The organism is Nocardia sp. NPDC004582, assembly GCF_053602115.1.
Map to the genome: position 1 here is coordinate 1 of NZ_JBSGCY010000145.1, position 15,407 is coordinate 15,407.

Annotated in this window: 15 protein-coding genes and 1 pseudogene; 10 read left to right on the forward strand and 6 right to left on the reverse strand. The window is 70.1% G+C overall.

Annotated features, from left to right (window positions below; all coding sequences use genetic code 11):
• Positions 1-278: pseudogene (locus ACWELJ_RS28460) on the forward strand (hypothetical protein); the annotation flags it as partial.
• A complete protein-coding gene (locus tag ACWELJ_RS28465) occupies positions 275-1,810 on the forward strand; it encodes a flavin-containing monooxygenase (protein ID WP_452369199.1) in 1,536 nt (511 codons plus the stop codon). The pseudogene ACWELJ_RS28460 and the gene ACWELJ_RS28465, both read left to right, overlap by 4 nt.
• 38 nt (positions 1,811-1,848) lie before the next feature.
• On the opposite strand, the gene ACWELJ_RS28470 is transcribed toward ACWELJ_RS28465, so the two are convergent.
• Positions 1,849-2,616: an SWIM zinc finger family protein gene (locus ACWELJ_RS28470; RefSeq protein ID WP_452369200.1), complete on the reverse strand. Its 768-nt coding sequence runs from the start codon at positions 2,614-2,616 to the stop codon at positions 1,849-1,851.
• Positions 2,613-5,447: a DEAD/DEAH box helicase gene (locus tag ACWELJ_RS28475; protein WP_452369201.1), complete on the reverse strand. Its 2,835-nt coding sequence runs from the start codon at positions 5,445-5,447 to the stop codon at positions 2,613-2,615. The genes ACWELJ_RS28470 and ACWELJ_RS28475 overlap by 4 nt, the downstream gene beginning before the upstream one ends.
• 198 nt (positions 5,448-5,645) lie before the next feature.
• Here ACWELJ_RS28475 and ACWELJ_RS28480 point away from each other — a divergent pair, with 198 nt between their 5' ends.
• Positions 5,646-6,008, forward strand: coding sequence for a hypothetical protein (locus ACWELJ_RS28480; RefSeq protein ID WP_452369202.1), 363 nt, complete (start codon positions 5,646-5,648; stop codon positions 6,006-6,008).
• Positions 6,009-6,077: 69 nt separating this feature from the next.
• On the forward strand, positions 6,078-6,776 hold the full coding sequence (locus tag ACWELJ_RS28485) for an HNH endonuclease family protein (RefSeq protein WP_452369203.1): 699 nt from the start codon (positions 6,078-6,080) through the stop codon (positions 6,774-6,776).
• Here ACWELJ_RS28485 and ACWELJ_RS28490 read toward each other — a convergent pair.
• Positions 6,717-7,352: a TetR/AcrR family transcriptional regulator gene (locus ACWELJ_RS28490; RefSeq protein WP_452369204.1), complete on the reverse strand. Its 636-nt coding sequence runs from the start codon at positions 7,350-7,352 to the stop codon at positions 6,717-6,719. The two genes, ACWELJ_RS28485 and ACWELJ_RS28490, sit on opposite strands and share 60 nt — an antisense overlap.
• Positions 7,353-7,406: 54 nt before the next feature.
• On the opposite strand from ACWELJ_RS28490, the gene ACWELJ_RS28495 reads away from it, so the two are divergent.
• Positions 7,407-8,147, forward strand: coding sequence for a class I SAM-dependent methyltransferase (locus ACWELJ_RS28495; protein ID WP_452369205.1), 741 nt, complete (start codon positions 7,407-7,409; stop codon positions 8,145-8,147).
• Positions 8,148-8,174: 27 nt separating this feature from the next.
• Here the strand turns inward: ACWELJ_RS28495 and ACWELJ_RS28500 are convergent, their stop codons facing one another.
• Entirely contained in the window at positions 8,175-9,008 is an 834-nt protein-coding gene (locus ACWELJ_RS28500; RefSeq protein WP_452369206.1) for a sulfurtransferase, read from the reverse strand.
• Between the two features lie 235 nt (positions 9,009-9,243).
• Here ACWELJ_RS28500 and ACWELJ_RS28505 point away from each other — a divergent pair, with 235 nt between their 5' ends.
• Together ACWELJ_RS28505 and ACWELJ_RS28510 are read left to right on the forward strand one after the other, a co-directional pair.
• A complete protein-coding gene (locus ACWELJ_RS28505) occupies positions 9,244-10,230 on the forward strand; it encodes a helix-turn-helix domain-containing protein (RefSeq protein WP_452369212.1) in 987 nt (328 codons plus the stop codon).
• A gap of 131 nt (positions 10,231-10,361) precedes the next feature.
• Positions 10,362-11,018 (forward strand): hypothetical protein, encoded by a 657-nt coding sequence (locus ACWELJ_RS28510; RefSeq protein WP_452369207.1) that lies wholly within the window; start codon positions 10,362-10,364, stop codon positions 11,016-11,018.
• A gap of 13 nt (positions 11,019-11,031) precedes the next feature.
• Here ACWELJ_RS28510 and ACWELJ_RS28515 read toward each other — a convergent pair whose 3' ends face one another.
• Both ACWELJ_RS28515 and ACWELJ_RS28520 read right to left on the reverse strand, forming a co-directional pair.
• The gene (locus ACWELJ_RS28515) at positions 11,032-12,231 is read right to left on the reverse strand and encodes a benzoate/H(+) symporter BenE family transporter (RefSeq protein WP_452369208.1); all 1,200 of its coding nucleotides are present in this window, start codon (positions 12,229-12,231) and stop codon (positions 11,032-11,034) included.
• Positions 12,232-12,313: 82 nt separating this feature from the next.
• Positions 12,314-12,811 (reverse strand): Lrp/AsnC family transcriptional regulator, encoded by a 498-nt coding sequence (locus ACWELJ_RS28520; protein ID WP_452369209.1) that lies wholly within the window; start codon positions 12,809-12,811, stop codon positions 12,314-12,316.
• 179 nt (positions 12,812-12,990) lie between these two features.
• Here ACWELJ_RS28520 and pdhA point away from each other — a divergent pair, with 179 nt between their 5' ends.
• From pdhA to ACWELJ_RS28535, 3 genes are all read left to right on the forward strand, one after another.
• Positions 12,991-14,070: a pyruvate dehydrogenase (acetyl-transferring) E1 component subunit alpha gene (gene pdhA / locus ACWELJ_RS28525; RefSeq protein WP_452369210.1), complete on the forward strand. Its 1,080-nt coding sequence runs from the start codon at positions 12,991-12,993 to the stop codon at positions 14,068-14,070.
• Positions 14,067-15,050 carry an alpha-ketoacid dehydrogenase subunit beta gene (locus ACWELJ_RS28530; RefSeq protein ID WP_452369211.1) on the forward strand — a complete coding sequence of 328 codons (984 nt, stop codon included), beginning with the start codon at positions 14,067-14,069 and terminating at the stop codon, positions 15,048-15,050. The genes pdhA and ACWELJ_RS28530 overlap by 4 nt, the downstream gene beginning before the upstream one ends.
• 58 nt (positions 15,051-15,108) lie before the next feature.
• Positions 15,109-15,407: biotin/lipoyl-containing protein (locus tag ACWELJ_RS28535; RefSeq protein WP_452369213.1), on the forward strand; the 299-nt coding region annotated here is incomplete at its 3' end.

Here is a 15,407-nt window from a genome sequence, read left to right on the forward strand (position 1 = left end):
CACCAACTACGACGAACGGCACGCCCATGACCACCCGAACCATCCACGCCGCGGCGAATCTGCGGGCGCAGGTCGGGGATTCGTGGGAGCGGCGGCAACTGACGCCCGACCAGCGGGCGGCGGTGCGGGTGCACGGCCGCTACTACCGGGCGCTGCGGCGGCCGAACTGCACGCTCGTCAGCTGGCCCATCGCCCGGCTCGCGCCACTCGGGATCCGCACGGTCGACGGGATCGAGCATCGGGTGGACTGCATCATCTACGCGGAGGACGCATCATGACCAGGACCGTCGTGGATCACGAGATCGTCATCGTGGGAGCGGGATTCTCGGGGATCGGGACCGCGATCGCCCTGCGCAAGGCCGGATTCGACGACTTCGTCATGATCGACGAGGCCGACGGGCCGGGCGGGACCTGGCATTGGAACACCTATCCCGGTATCGCCGTGGACATTCCGTCGTTCAGCTACCAGTACTCGTTCGAGAAGCAGAACTCGTGGTCGCGGGTGTACGCGCCGGGGCGGGAGCTGAAGGCGTACGCCGAGCGGTGCGTGCAGAAGTACGGGCTGCGGCCGCGAATCCGGTTCGGCACCACCATCGAACGCGCCGACTTCGACGACGACCTGCACCTGTGGCGGCTGCGCACCGGCGACGGCGATGAACTGACCTGCCGCTTCCTCATCGGCGCGACCGGGGTGCTGACCCGGCCCAAACTGCCGGACATCGCCGGGGCGGAACGGTTCCGGGGCGTCACCATGCACACCGCGCGCTGGGATCACGACATCGACCTGCGCGGCAAGCGGGTCGGGATCATCGGCACGGGCGCCTCGGCCATCCAGATCATTCCCGAGATCGCGCCGCAGGTGTCGGAACTGGTGGTCTTCCAGCGCACCCCGATCTGGTGCCTGCCGCGGCCCGACGCGCCCATGCCGCCGATCGCGCGCGCCCTGATGCGCCTGCCCGGCGGGCAGTTCCTCACCCGCTGGCTCAGCCAGGCGTTCGTGGAACTGACCTTCCCGCTGTCCGCGCACTACTACAAGGTGCTGCCGATCGTGAAGCTCGGCGAGCGCACCGGGCTGGCGCATCTGCGGGATCAGGTGCGCGACCCCGAGATTCGCGCGAAACTCACCCCCGACTACGCGCTGGGCTGCAAGCGGCCCTCGTTCTCCAACGACTATCTGAAGACCTTCAACCGCGACAACGTCACCCTCGAAACCGATCCCATCACCGAGATCACCGCGAGCGGCCTGCGCACCACCGGCCGCCACCACCAGGTCGACGTGCTCATCATGGCCACCGGGTTCAAGGTCATGGAGTCGGGCAATATGCCCACCTTCGACCTGCACGGCAGTGGCGGACTGCGACTGGAGGATTGGTGGGACACCCACCGGTTGCAGGCCTACGAGGGCGTCAGCGTCCCCGGCTTCCCGAACTTCTTCACCATCATCGGGCCCTACGGATACAACGGGGCGTCCTACTTCACCCTCATCGAAATGCAGACCACCCACATCCTGCGACTGCTGAGCCAGGCCCGCCGCCGCGCCGCCACCCGGATCGAGGTCACCGCCGCCGCCAACGAGCGGTACTTCCAGGAGATGCTGTCCCGGCGCGGCACCCAGGTGTTCTGGCAGGACAGCTGCGCGCTGGCCAACTCGTACTACTTCGACAAGAACGGGGACGTCCCGCTGCGGGCCATGAGCACACCCGAAGCCGCCTGGCGGGCACGACATTTCGACCTGAACGACTACACCTTCGAAGCTCCCGGCGGGCGCCGCGCCGGTGACCGGCCCGCCACCCGGACCGCCACGGCGTAGTCCACGGCGATCCAGGGAGTAGCTCTGGCGAGCAGCCCTCAGCGGTCCAGGGAGCGGTAGAGGTCGCGCAGCTGCCGCAGACCGGCGGCGACGGACTGCTCGTCCTCGGCGGTCATGCGCAGGGCCTGGCGCAGCAGCACCGGGTCCAGATCGTCGGGGGCCGGGTGGAATTCGGGGTCCGGCAGCTCGGGCAGCTCCACATGCTCGCCGTACAGGTCGCCGCAGTCGAGGGTCTCGCTCTGCAGCAGGCCGCCGATCAGGTCGTCGAGCCGGATCCCGCGCAGGGTGAGCAGATCGGTCGGGTGCTCGTCGAGCCGCTCCGCCACCACGTAGCAGATGGCGGCCGCGTGCTTGCACGGCCAGCTGTGATCCGGGCAGCTGCAGGAGAAGTCGAGCTCGGACACCGTCGCCGGCAGCAGCAGCGGGCCCAGCGCCCGGGGCAGCGTGCCCGCCGCGATCTCGCCCAGCATGCCCGGCGACTCGCGCACCGCCTCGGCCAGCTCCTCCAGATCGTGGCGGTCGAAGGTCCGCATGGCCAGCACCGAGACGAAGGGGCGGGGCTGGCTGCCCTGCACCTCCGCGGTCACCAAGCCCTCCTCGAGCCGGTAGTTGATCACCTGGCCGGTGCGGGCGTAGGAGCGGCCGCGCGCGAGCCGCCCGGCATCGGCGACCTGCTCCACGGCGTCCAGAAAGGCACGGCCCCACCAGGTCCGGGCGAAGGCGGCGCCGCGGCGGCTGCGCGCGGGCACCCCGCCGCGCACCGGACGGCGCCTGGCGTACTCGCCGAAGTCGATGACCTCGTTCATTCGCCGACCGCCTCCGCTCCCAGCGCGAACAGTTCCCGGAGCTCCTCGTCGCCGAGTTCGGTGATCCAGTGCTCGCCGGCGCCGACGGTGAGATCGGCCAGCTGACTCTTGCCGCGCAGCATGTCGTCCACCCGCTCCTCGATGGTGTCGACGCAGACCAGCTTGCGCACCTGCACATCCCGGCGCTGGCCGATCCGGAAGGCGCGGTCGGTGGCCTGGTTCTCCACCGCCGGATTCCACCAGCGGTCCAGGTGCACCACGTGATTGGCGGCGGTGAGATTGAGGCCGGTGCCGCCGGCCTTGAGCGACAGCAGCATCAGCGGCGGGCCGTCGCCGCCCTGGAAGTTCGCCACCATGGCGTCGCGGGCCTGCTTGCTCACCCCACCGTGCAGGAACGGGACCGCGGCACCGAAACGCTCGGTCAGGAAGGGGGCCAGCAGCTTTCCGAACTCCGCGAACTGGGTGAACATCAGGGCGCGCTCCCCGTCGGCGATCACCGATTCCAGGATGTCCTCGACCAGCGCCAGCTTCCCGGACCGGTGCTGACCGCGGCGCAGCACCGCCGAACCGTCGTTCAGGTAGTGGGCCGGGTGGTTGCACACCTGCTTGAGCCGGGTCAGCGCGGCCAGCACCGCGCCCTTGCGTTCCATGCCCTCGGCGGCCTTCAACTTGGCCGACATATCGTCCAGGACGGCCTGATACAGCGCCGCCTGCTCCACGGTCAGGTTGGCCCGCACCGTCATCTCGATCTTCTCCGGCAGATCCGAGATCACCGCCGGATCGGTCTTGACCCGGCGCAGCACGAACGGCGAGGTGATGGCGCGCAGGCGGGTGACGGCGTTCTCGTCGTGCTCCCGCTCGATCGGGACCGCGAACCGGGCGTGGAACTCCGACGCCTTGCCCAGCAGCTTGGGATTGGCGAAATCCAGGATCGAGCGCAACTCCTCGAGGCGGTTCTCCACCGGAGTTCCGGTGAGCGCCAGGCGATGTCGCGCCGGGACCAGCCGGGCCGCCCGCGCCTGACGGGTCCCGGCGTTCTTGACGTGCTGCGCCTCGTCCAGCACCACCCGCTGCCAGTCCGGCCGCTTCAGCTCCTCCACATCGCGGGCCAGCAGGGCGTAGGTGGTGACCACCAGATCCGAATCGGCCACCGCCGCATCCAGTTCCGCGCCCGAGCGGCGGGCGGGGCCGTGGTGCACCAGCACCCGCAGATCCGGGGCGAAGCGTTCGGCCTCGCGCTGCCAGTTGCCCACCACCGACATCGGGCACACCAGCAGAGTGGGTCCGGGCGGCGTCGCGGCGGTCTCCCGCTCGTGCACCAGCAGGGCCAGCACCTGCACCGTCTTGCCCAAGCCCATGTCGTCGGCGAGGATCGCGCCGCAGCCCAGGCGGCTCATGGTCGCCAGCCAGGCCAGGCCGCGCCGCTGATAGGGCCGCAGCTGGGCCTTCAGGCCGACGGGGTCGGGTACGGGCTCGGTGGCGCGCTCACCGTCGAAAAGTTCCGCCGCCCAACCGGTCGCGGTGACCTCGTCCAGCGGGACGCCGATCACCGGGTGCGCCGACAGCTCCGCGAACAGGCCGCCGATGGTGGTCTCGGTGCCGTCGGTGCGGCCCGAGACGTAGTCGGCGGCCGCGGCGAGCATGCGATGGTCGGCCTGCACCCAATCACCCCGCAGGCGCACCAGATCCGATTTCGCGTCCACCAGCCGCGCCATCTCCGCGGGCGTCAGCACCGTGTCGCCCAGCGCCAGCTCCCACCGGAACGACACCAAACCCTTGAGCCCCACCGCGGTTTCGGTGGCGGCCGGGCTCTGCACCCGCAGCTTCATGGTCGGCGCGGCGATCCGCCAGGCCCGGGGCAGCAGGAGCCGCACCCCGGCGGCGGCGAGCGCGTTCGCGCCGTGCGCCACCAGGTCCATGACCACCTCGGTGGGCAGGAACAGGTCCATGCTGCGCGGATCGCCGGGCAGGTCGCGCAGCCGCGGATACGCCTCCTTGGCGGCGGCCAGCTTCTCCCCCGCCAGCCGGGTCAGCACCGGATCGCCGGGCAACAGCACCGGTTGCGGCGCTTCACCTTCGACGCGCAGGCAGACCTCGAGCCGCCACAGCTCGCCCGGCTCGTCGCCGTCTGGTTCCAGCAGGCGCAACACCAGGTCCGGTTCGCCCGCGGTGAGACTGGTCCGCCAGTCCTCGAGCACCGCCGCCACCCGGTGCGATCCGGTCTCCAAGGGGGCGGCCGCCAGCAGCGCCGCCAGCATCGGGTGGGACACCGAATCGGCCGGCGCGGAACCCATCTCGGGATCGCGTGTGGAGATCCATGTCCGGGCGATGGGATCGGTCAGCTCGGAGACCAGGTTCTCGAGAATGTCGGCGGGCCGGCCGTCGTCCTTCAACGCCGACGGCATGGCGACGGCCAGCTCGGCCAGCCAGGCCCGCTGTCGCTGCCCGCCCACCAGCCGCCACCGCACCCACCACTCCCCGTCGTCGCGCCGGATCTCGGGCACGATCCGCCCCGCCCGCACCCAGCGCTCGATCCCGCGCGCCACATGCCCCAGATAGCGCAGATCACCGGCCACCGGCCAGTGCGGCGGCAGCTCCCCCAGCAGCACCCGGGCCGCCGCCTCCGGGGCCAGCGCGTGCGCCGGCACCCGCGCCCGCTCCTTGCCGTACTCCCCCGCCAGCGTGACCTCGGCCCGATGCCGCCACTTGGCCGCGCGCACCACCGACCGCAGCGGCTCGGGCAGTTTCTCGGTCTCGTCGGCGAGCACGAAACCGTCCGGGTCGTGCCACAGCACCAACCCGGACCCGGGCGTCCACAGTCCGTGCAGCATCCGACCATCCAAGCAGCCCGCCCCGACACGGTCGGCGCTACCCGCGAGTCAGGTGCCTCTTTATTTCTGATCGGATACGGCACATACTGGATAAATCCGCAGGTCATCGCATGTCGGTGACACCTGTGTGCGCACCCGACATCACCGCGACCCAATCCGGGGCCGTGGCACTTTCGAAACCGTAGGGAGGCCGTGAAGATGACGATTCTGCTCCAAGTGCTCGAGCAGAGCTTCACGCCCACGACTCAGTGGGAACGGCGGAAATTCACCTTCGTGGACACGAGCAAGATCGTGGGGCTGCGCCTGGACGGGCAGTCCGGGGTGTGGCTGGATCTGTCCCGGCCCGGCGAGTCGCAGCGCCTCGCCCGCACTCCGGACCCGCGCGACTCCATCACCTTCTTGCTCACCGTGTTCGCCAAGATCGCCGAATGTGAGGACCGGGGCGGCTCATGGCTCATCGGGCACGACGGCGCGCACGTGGATTCCATTGCGGCCACGCGCTATCCACCACAACTGTCGGAAACGGCGGCCGACGACATCCTGGCGCACGCCTGGCTGTGATCCGCCCGAGGGGGTGCGAAGTTCGTTCGACGGCCCGCGTCGGCGGGCGATCGCGGTACACCTGATGCCGTGTGGCGCAGAGGTGCGAGTTCGCTGTCCGGCACGGTGGTCATCCTGTTCGCGGTCCTGGGGTGCGGGACCGTCGGGCAGGTGACCCCCGCGCCGGGCAGCCCTACCCGCGCCCAGCTCGAACACCTGCTCACCGCCGTGGTCACCGTGCCCGCGCGGCCGCGACCCGGCGGCTACCAGCGCGGCTGCGGCGGCGGGCAAGGGTGTGTGTTCGGCCCGGCCTGGACCGATGATCATGACGGGCCGGGCGGCCACGACGGATGCGACAGCCGCAACAGCGTGCTGGCGCGCCAGCTCACCGGGGTGGTCTTCCGGCCCGGTGACGCGTGCGTGGTGGTCGCGGGGGCGTTGGACGATCCGTATACCGGGCGGCGCATCGCGTTCGAGCGGGCGGCGGCCAAGACCGTGCAGATCGACCACGTGTATCCGCTGGCGGCCGCGTGGGATCTGGGCGCGGCGGGCTGGCCGGTCGCGCGACGGGTGCGGTTCGCCAACGACGTCGACTACAACCTGCTCGCCGTGGACGGAAAGACCAACCAGGACAAGGGCGATCGCACGCCCGGCGACTGGCTGCCGCCCGCGCGGGCGAATCGCTGCTTCTACGCGGGCAAGTATCTGACGGCCGCCAGCCGGTACGGGCTACCCGTCACCGCCGCCGACCGCACCGCCCTCGCGGGCGTCGCTCGCGGTTGCCCATAGTCCGGCGAAGTGCCGGTACGCCTGTTCGGCGGTCAGGTCCTGGGCCGGATCCATGACCGATTCGAGCAATCCGTAAAGGCCCCAGGAAAGAAAAGTGACGGCCACGGACGCCGCGACCGGGTCGGGGCCCAGCAGCGGAGCCAGATGCTCGGTCAGCAGTTCGGCGTACATCTGCCGGATCGACCGCAGCACTGTGGCATTGGCGCGCGGGCCGACCAGCGGCCGGTACACGTCGGGGTGGGCGTCGATCAGGCGGAACAGGATCTCGATGGGCAGCAGCGGCGGCGGTGGGCCCGGGTAGCGCGACAACTGCGCCACGATCTCGGCCCGCACATGCTCGATACAGCTGACCAGCAGCAGATCGTCCTTGTCGCGGTAGTGCGCGTAGAAGGTGGAGCGGCCCACATCGGCGCGATCGATGATGTCCCGCACCGTGATTCGCGCGTACGGCCGGGACAGCATGAGTTCGATGAGCGCCCGGTGCAGGGCCGCGCGGGTCCGGCGCACCCGGCGGTCGGCGACCGGGTCCGGACCCGTTCCGGGACGGATCCCGGGCTGGTGTCCTGAAACGTACACATCCGGGGAAACTGCTTCTGGCCTGGGATTTCCCATCCTTCGATGATGGAACACATGACTCAGAACAAGCAAGTGTCCGATATCGACGCCCGGGCGGTCGGGGCCCTCATCACCTGGCCGCGCGGCTACACCCTGCTCTCCGATGTCTTCTTCCTCGGCCGAGCGGGAAGCCTGGCACGGCACTTCGCCACCGCGGCGAGCATCCGTCCCGGCGATCACGCCATCGACATCGGCTGCGGTCCGGGACGTCTGGCCAATGAACTGGCCCGGCAGGCCGGGCCGCACGGGCGGGTGGTCGGCGTGGACCCGTCCGCGCCGATGGTCGAGTACGCCACCGCCCACGCGGCCCCGAACTGCGTCTTCGAGCTCGGCGCGGCCCAGTCGCTGACCTACCCCGACGCCGCCTTCGACGTGGCCACCTGCACCTTCGCGATGCACCACATCGCCGAGGCGGACCGAATCACCGCGCTGGAAGGCTGCTTCCGGGTGCTGCGCCCGGGCGGGCGGCTGCTGTTGGCCGACACCCATCCGGCGACCTCGGGCCTGCGCGGGCTGGCCATCCGCGCCATGGCCGGGCTGGCCGCGCATCGCGGCGGCCAGGGTCATGGGCACGGCGACGGCGGCCACGGCGGAGCCGACGCGCACGGGCACCCGCACGACGGTCCCGGCGACGCGCTGGCCGCCGTGGATGTCCGCCGCTACCGCGACGCGCTGGCCGAGATCGGTTTCACGGCAATCGAATTCCGCACCGGGCCGTTCGCTACCGGCATCCTCACCGCCGTCAGACCCGGCTGAGCACAGGCACGGCCGGGTCGGGTCCGATCAGGCCGGGTCGGGTCCGGTGGCCGCCGGGCGCTTGGGGTCATTGGACCACTGCGACCACGAGCCCGGGTACAGGGCGGCGTCGATACCGGCCACGGCCAGCGCCGCTACCTGGTGGGCGGCGGTGACCCCCGAGCCGCAGTACACGGCGACCGGTCCGGAGCCGAAACCCGCGAAACGGGCGGCCAATTCGGCCAGCGGCCGGAAATGCCCTGCGTCGGTGAGGTTCTCGGCGGTGGGCGCGCTCACCGCGCCCGGAATGTGGCCCGCGCGCGGATCGACGGGCTCGGTCTCGCCGCGGTAGCGCTCACCCGCGCGGGCATCGAGCAGCAGCCCCTGCCAGCCGGCCGCGCCATCGGCGTCGATGGTCGGCATATGGCCGGGGGACAGCACCACCGTGCCGGGTTCCGGGTCGGGCTCCTCACCGGCGACGACCTTGCCCCCGGCCGTCTCCCAGGCGGGCAGCCCGCCGTCGAGGATCCGGACATCCGCCAGTCCGGCCCAGCGCAGCAGCCACCAGGCCCGGGCCGCGGCCATGCCGCCGGTCGCGTCGTACACCACCACGGTGTCGCCGTCGGAGACGCCCCAACTGCGCGCGCACTTCTGCAGGTGCGGCAATTCCGGCATGGGGTGGCGGCCGTGCACGGCCGACGGCGGATCGGCGAGTTCGGTTTCCAGATCGACGAAGACCGCGCCCGGAATATGCCCGTCCAGATAGTGCTGCGGCCCGTCCGGATCCCCGAGCGCCCACCGCACATCCAGCAATCGCACCCGGCCGCCGCCCGCCTCCAGCAGGTCCGCAAGCTCCGCAACCGAAATCAGCACCGAACTCAAGCCAACTCCTCTTCGCCGATTCACCGCATCATGAAGTCGATTCCGCTCCACCCTAGCCACCCGCCGCCGGGTTGCGCTGGGGCGTCGGCGGGACCGGGTCCCGTTGGGCGAGAAGTCGCCGAGCCGATGGGAGTGCTGCCGTTCCGGAACACACCCCAGTCCGACAGCCGTTCGAAATCCCTGCGCGGCGAGTTCGTGGATGAGGTTGTGCCGCTGGCACGATCGGCGGGTGAATATGCGCGATGTCATCGTAGGCGGGCCGCGGATCTCAACGGCCGACTTCTCGGCTACGGAAGCGTTCGATTGGTGGGCAGCGATGCAGAGCGAGTCGATGACTCCATGCTCGACGCGGCCCCTGCCCGGGGGGCCGTTCAGTGCCTCGATCAGCTCGTGCGTGGAGTCCGAGCAGATGTCCATCGCTCAACTCGAGGTTTCGGGCAATATCTCCCAGCGCACCCACCGACATATCGCGCAATCGGACGCACAGTTTGTCCTGGCCTACCTGACCATAGCGGGACGGTTCGATGGCCGATTCGGCGAAGACTTCCTGTGCGCGCCGGCGGGCACGATGTTCGTCGTGGACGGACAACGTCCGCAGGAGGCGATCGTGTCCGACTACGAGGGCATCATGATCCGGGTCCCGCGTGAGCTGTTGCTGAGCTCCACAGGATTGTCCGAGGACGATTTTCCGCACGCGCGACGGCTACAGCCTGTCGGGCACGAGGCCTTGGTGATCGACTACTTCCGGCGTCTGGTCGAGCTGCCCGCGCACGCTCTGGGCAATATCGCGATGCTGAACGCCGGCACCGAGCTGCTCTCCGCCGCACTCGCGCTCGGCGCCGAGCAGCGTCCCGACGAACCCGCGGCCAACTCGCTGTTGCGCGAGCAAGTGGCCGCGTTCATCAGAGCGAATCTGAGCGATCCAGAGCTGACAGCGGATCGCATCGCGTTCGCCTGCGGGATCTCACGTCGCAAGCTTTTCCGTCTCTTCACCGAGATCGACGGCGGACCCGTGCAGTTGTTGCGGCAGCTGCGGGCCGAGCGAGCGCAAAAGCTGCTCATCGCCACACCGAATCAGACGGTCGCGGCGATTGCCCGCGCATGCGGGTTCACCGGCGAACGCAACCTCTACCGGGTCTTCCGCGCCGAAACCGGACTCACTCCAGGCGAATACCGGGAACACGTGTTGTACAGGAAATCGACAGGGCAATCAGTCATCTGACCAACCGCGCCGCGGCAATGTCATGTCGTGCCGCCGGGGCCTGAAGATCTCCACCTCCGGCATGCCCGGTCAGCCGTACGGCACAAATTGTCGCTGACATGTCGCCATGTTTCAGATCTCGTATCCATCCAATGCCAGCCACCCCGTTTCCGCCGCTTAACCAATACGGTGTCATTCCTGGTCATAACCGTCTTTTTGCCGAGGGGAGCCCGATGGACGCCAAGGGTGCTGAAAGTGTGCTGGACAGGTCACCGGTCATCGCGCCCGGCGAGGCGGGGTTCACGGGCATCATCGTGGCCACCACCGGCCACCACACCCCCGGCTACCGGGCATGGCTCGCCGGCCACGCCGCCGCGCTCGAGGAGTTCCTCACCCGGGACGCGGCCCGCGTGGGCGACCTGCCGGATCCATGGACTCTGACCGGACTGCACATCGCGATGACGATGGCGCGCACCAAAATTCCCGACCACACCGCCGTCCTGGCCGAACAGAACCGCGCGCTGATCGACCGACTCGGACGTTTCGTCGGCGAAGTGTTCGTGCGGCGCTTCGACGGCAGCTGGTACAACACGCTCGACACCGCGCCACCCGAAGCCGAGGTATGGCCGATGATCCGCTGCCCCGGCTACCTCACCGGAATCAGCCCCCACAGCCAGGTCGAGCTGGCCATCGTCGAAGGTCGCCCGCACGGCCCGGCCGCCACCGCGGGCGGCATCGTGACCGAGCTGTTCGCCAGTGTGGCGGCCAAACACCTGGCCTGGGTCGCCGGCGAGTGCCCTGGAGCGTGACAACACCCGTATCTCAGGCGGCGGCGGGCGGGAGGAACCAGCGCACGACCAGACCCGCGACCAGCGCCCAGAAGGCCGCGCCGATCCCGAGCATCGAGATGCCCGAGGCCGCCACCAGGAAGGTGAGGGCGGCCGCGGACCGATGCGCGGCGGGGGTGAGCGCGGCGGTCAGCGCGCTCGCGAGGGTGGCGATGAGGGCAAGTCCCGCAACGGTTTCCAGCACACCCTTCGGAGCGGCGGCCACCAGCGCGACCAGCGCGCCCGAGGCCAGTGCGAGCACGAGATAGGCGCAGCCCGCGGTGAACGCCGCGACCCAGCGGCGCTTCGGGTCCGGATGCGCGGACGGGGCCGCCGAGAGCGCGGCGCTGATGGCCGCCAGGTTGATCGCGTGCCCGCCCGCGGGGGCGCCCAGCATCGTGCCCAGGCCGGTGACGGTCATGGCCGCGCGCCACGGCACCCGATAGTCGAAGGTGCGCATGACCGCCGTACCCGGAATGTTCTGCGCCGCCATGGTCACCACGTACAACGGCACCGCGACGCCGATCAGGGCCTGCCAACTCCACTGCGGCACAGTCCATTCCACGCGGGGAACCATGGCCGACAGTTCCAGGCTCCGGTGCCGCACGGCGATGTCGATGCCCGATCCGGCCGCCGCGACCGCGAAGGCCGCCAGCACCGACCAGCGCGGCGCGAACCGTTGCAGCACCAGCCAGGTCACGATGACCGGCACCACCACGGCCGGACTCACCGGCAGCGCCTTCACCGGCGCGAGGCACAGCGGCAGCAGCACCCCGGCCAGCATGGCCTGCGCGATCTCCACCGGAATGGCCGCGATGAGCGCGCCCAGCCGGTCCCAGAATCCGGTCAGCACGATGAGTGCGCCCGCCACCGCGAACGCGCCGACCGCCGCGGTCCAGCCGCCCGCCACCGCCCCGGTGCTCGCCAGCAGCGCCGCGCCGGGCGTGGACCAGGCCAGTGTGATCGGCATCCGATACCGGCGGCTCAGTACGAGCATGCCGACCGCCTGGGTCACGCAGACCGCCAGCAGACCCGAGGCCGCCTGCGCCGACGTGGCGCCCATGGCGGTCAGACCGGCCAAGACGACCGCGAACGAACTGGTGAATCCGACCAGCGCGGTGACGATTCCGGCTCCGACGGGTTGTCCGAGTCCGACGACCGGCGGGCGTTCGACCTCGGTGACGCTGGTGCTCATCGGGCTATCGTCGCGGTCCAGTCACCCATCGGTCAGCGGCCAATCCGCCGAAACTGGACTGAATTAGGCGCGCCGGACCGGATCACGCGCCGCCGGCGGCCAGGCGCTCGAGCAGCGGGGTGATGCGCGGCCCGACCAGCGATTGCATGACCAGCGCCATATTGGTGCGCTCCACCCCGGGGATCTTCAGGATGCTGCCCGCCACGCGGTACAGATCCTCGGCGTCGGCGGCCACCACCCGGACCGTCAGATCCGTCGGCCCGGTCATGCCGCAGACCTCGGTGACCTCCGGGATCTCGGCGAGTTCGGCCGCGACCGCGTCGAGCCGATGCTGGTCCACCACCACCGCGACGAACGCCGCCAGCGAGTAGCCCAGCGCACGCGGGTCCACCCGGCGCTCGAAGCTGGCCAGCACCCCGCTCGCCTCCCACCGGGCCAATCTGGCCTGCACGGTATTGCGGGAGAGCCCCAGCCGGGCGGCCAGTTCGACCCCCGTCGCCCGCGGATTCGCGACCAGTTCCAGCAACAACCGGGCGTCGGTGGCGTCCAGCGGCGCCGGATTGGGCTCCCTGCTGCTCATGAGGATCAGTATGACACCGACAATCGCGAATCGACCGTGCATTCTGCTCAGTTCTGCGCGCCAGACTTGCGCAGATCGCCATGCGGAGGATGCTTGTGGTACAGGACACACATCGGTTTGCCAGACGGACACAATCCCGCGGCGGACCCGATGCAACCCGGTGTCAGGAGGCGATACCCATGCCCGAGAAGAACACCTATCCGGTCCAGCTCCTCCAGCCCGACGGACAGCGCGTCCACGATCGCGCGCACGCCGCGCTGATCGCCGATATCGACGGCCCGCGCCTGCGCGCCCTCTACACCGACATGGTCGTGGCCCGGCGCATCGACACCGAGGCCACCGCCCTGCAACGCCAGGGCCAGCTCGGACTGTGGCCGCCGCTGCTCGGTCAGGAAGCCGCGCAGATCGGCTCGGCCCACGCCCTCGACCCCGACGACTACGTGTTCTGCAGCTACCGCGAGGCGGGCGTCGCCCACTGCCGCGGCGTCGCGCCCGAGGACCTCACCCGGCTCTGGCGCGGGGCCGCGCACTCCTGCTGGGACGCCGACGCGGTGAAGATGACCAATCCGGCCATCGTGGTCGGCTCGCAGGGCCTGCACGCCACCGGCTACGCCTACGCCGCGCACCTCGAGGGCGCGGAGATCGCCACCATCGCCTACTTCGGCGACGGCGCGACCAGCCAGGGCGATATCGCCGAGGCGCTCGGCTTCGCCGCCACCTGGTCGGCCCCGGTGGTGTTCTTCTGCCAGAACAACCACTGGGCGATCAGCGCGCCGGTCCGGGTGCAGAGCGCCACCCCGATCGCGAATCGCGCCCTCGGCTACGGCCTCCCCGGCGTCCAGGTCGACGGCAACGACGTGCTCGCGGTGCTGGCCGTGACCCGGCAGGCGCTGCAGCACGCGCGGTCGGGCGGCGGACCCAGCTTCGTCGAGGCGATCACCTATCGGATGGGCCCGCACACCACCGCCGACGACCCCACCCGCTACCGCACCGCCGCCGAACTCGAACTGTGGCAGCGCCGCGACCCCATCGACCGGATGCGGCGGCTGCTGGAACGAGAGGACCTGTGGGACAGCGCCTTCGAGGCCGCGGTCGCCGAGCGGGCCGACGATGTCGCCGCCCGGCTGCGCACCGCCACCCTCACCATGCCCGACCCGGACCCCGGCCAGCTCTTCGACCACGTGTACGCCACCCCGCACCGGCTGATCGAGGAAGAACGCCGCGAGTACGCCGCCTACCTGGAGGGAGTCGGACGATGAAGACCACGTTCGCGGGAGCCGTCAACCACGGACTGCGCCGCAGCCTGGAGGACGATCCGAAGGTCGTGCTCATGGGTGAGGACATCGGCCGGCTCGGCGGCGTCTTCCGGGTCACCGACACGCTGCAGAAGGATTTCGGCAACAACCGCGTCATCGATACTCCGCTGGCCGAATCCGGAATCATCGGAACGGCATTCGGAATGGCTCTGCGGGGATTGCGGCCGGTGTGTGAAATCCAGTTCGACGGATTCGTGTATCCGGCGTTCGACCAGATCGTCTCGCAGGTCGCGAAAATCCACGCCCGGACCCGTGGAAAAGTGGTCGCGCCCATCACCATTCGCATTCCGTTCGGCGGCGGCATCGGGTCGGTGGAACACCACTCGGAATCGCCGGAGGCGTATTTCGCGCACACCGCGGGCCTGCGGCTGGTCTCGCCCAGCAATCCGGACGACGCCTACCTGATGATCCGCCAGGCCATCGCGCTCGACGACCCGGTGATCTTCTTCGAACCGAAACGCCGGTACTGGGACAAGGCCGACGTGGATTTCGACCGGCTCGACCGCGACGGCGGAATCGCGCTGGACCAGGCCCGGGTCTGCGCCAGCGGGGAGGACGCCACCATCGTGGCCTACGGCGGCACCGTCGCCACCGCGCTCACCGCCGCCGATATCGCCGCCTCGGAAGGACATTCGATCGAGGTGATCGATCTGCGCAGCCTCTCCCCCATCGATTTCGACACCATCGAGACCTCGGTGCGGAAAACCGGGCGGCTGATCGTGGTGCACGAGGCCCCCGTATTCGCCGGGCTGGGAGCCGAAATCGCGGCACGCGTCACCGAACGCTGCTTCTACCATCTGGAATCACCCGTATTGCGCGTCGGTGGCTTCGACATCCCCTATCCCCCGGCTAAGCTCGAGCGGCACCACCTGCCCGACCCCGATCGCATTCTCGCCGCGGTCGACCGCACGCTCGCCGCTTAACTCGCTCGCCGAATGGTTACGCCACGGAGGAAGCCCGGTGGATAGTCAGCAGCAGGTCATGGAATTCCGTTTGCCCGATCTCGGCGAGGGCCTGGCCGACGCGGAATTGGTGTCGTGGTCGGTCGCGGTCGGCGACACCGTGGCGCTGAACCAGGTCATCGCCGAGGTCGAGACGGCCAAGGCCCAGGTGGCGCTACCCAGCCCGTACGCGGGCACGGTGGTGGAACTGCTGGCCCGGCCGGGCGACACCGTGCCCGTCGGCGCGCCGCTGATCCGCATCGGCGTGGCCGCCCGGGCCACGGCGGAATCCGATACGCCGAGTGCGCCGTCCACGCCGGCAGCGGCCGCGCAGGGCCC

Coding starts and splice junctions, on each gene's coding strand:
- ACWELJ_RS28465 (WP_452369199.1), top strand. CDS start 275: ATGACCAGGACCGTCGTGGATCACGAGATCGTCATCGTGGGAGCGGGA.
- ACWELJ_RS28470 (WP_452369200.1), bottom strand. CDS start 2,616: ATGAACGAGGTCATCGACTTCGGCGAGTACGCCAGGCGCCGTCCGGTG.
- ACWELJ_RS28475 (WP_452369201.1), bottom strand. CDS start 5,447: ATGCTGCACGGACTGTGGACGCCCGGGTCCGGGTTGGTGCTGTGGCAC.
- ACWELJ_RS28480 (WP_452369202.1), top strand. CDS start 5,646: ATGACGATTCTGCTCCAAGTGCTCGAGCAGAGCTTCACGCCCACGACT.
- ACWELJ_RS28495 (WP_452369205.1), top strand. CDS start 7,407: ATGACTCAGAACAAGCAAGTGTCCGATATCGACGCCCGGGCGGTCGGG.
- ACWELJ_RS28505 (WP_452369212.1), top strand. CDS start 9,244: ATGCGCGATGTCATCGTAGGCGGGCCGCGGATCTCAACGGCCGACTTC.
- ACWELJ_RS28510 (WP_452369207.1), top strand. CDS start 10,362: ATGCCAGCCACCCCGTTTCCGCCGCTTAACCAATACGGTGTCATTCCT.
- ACWELJ_RS28515 (WP_452369208.1), bottom strand. CDS start 12,231: ATGAGCACCAGCGTCACCGAGGTCGAACGCCCGCCGGTCGTCGGACTC.
- ACWELJ_RS28520 (WP_452369209.1), bottom strand. CDS start 12,811: ATGAGCAGCAGGGAGCCCAATCCGGCGCCGCTGGACGCCACCGACGCC.
- pdhA (WP_452369210.1), top strand. CDS start 12,991: ATGCCCGAGAAGAACACCTATCCGGTCCAGCTCCTCCAGCCCGACGGA.
- ACWELJ_RS28530 (WP_452369211.1), top strand. CDS start 14,067: ATGAAGACCACGTTCGCGGGAGCCGTCAACCACGGACTGCGCCGCAGC.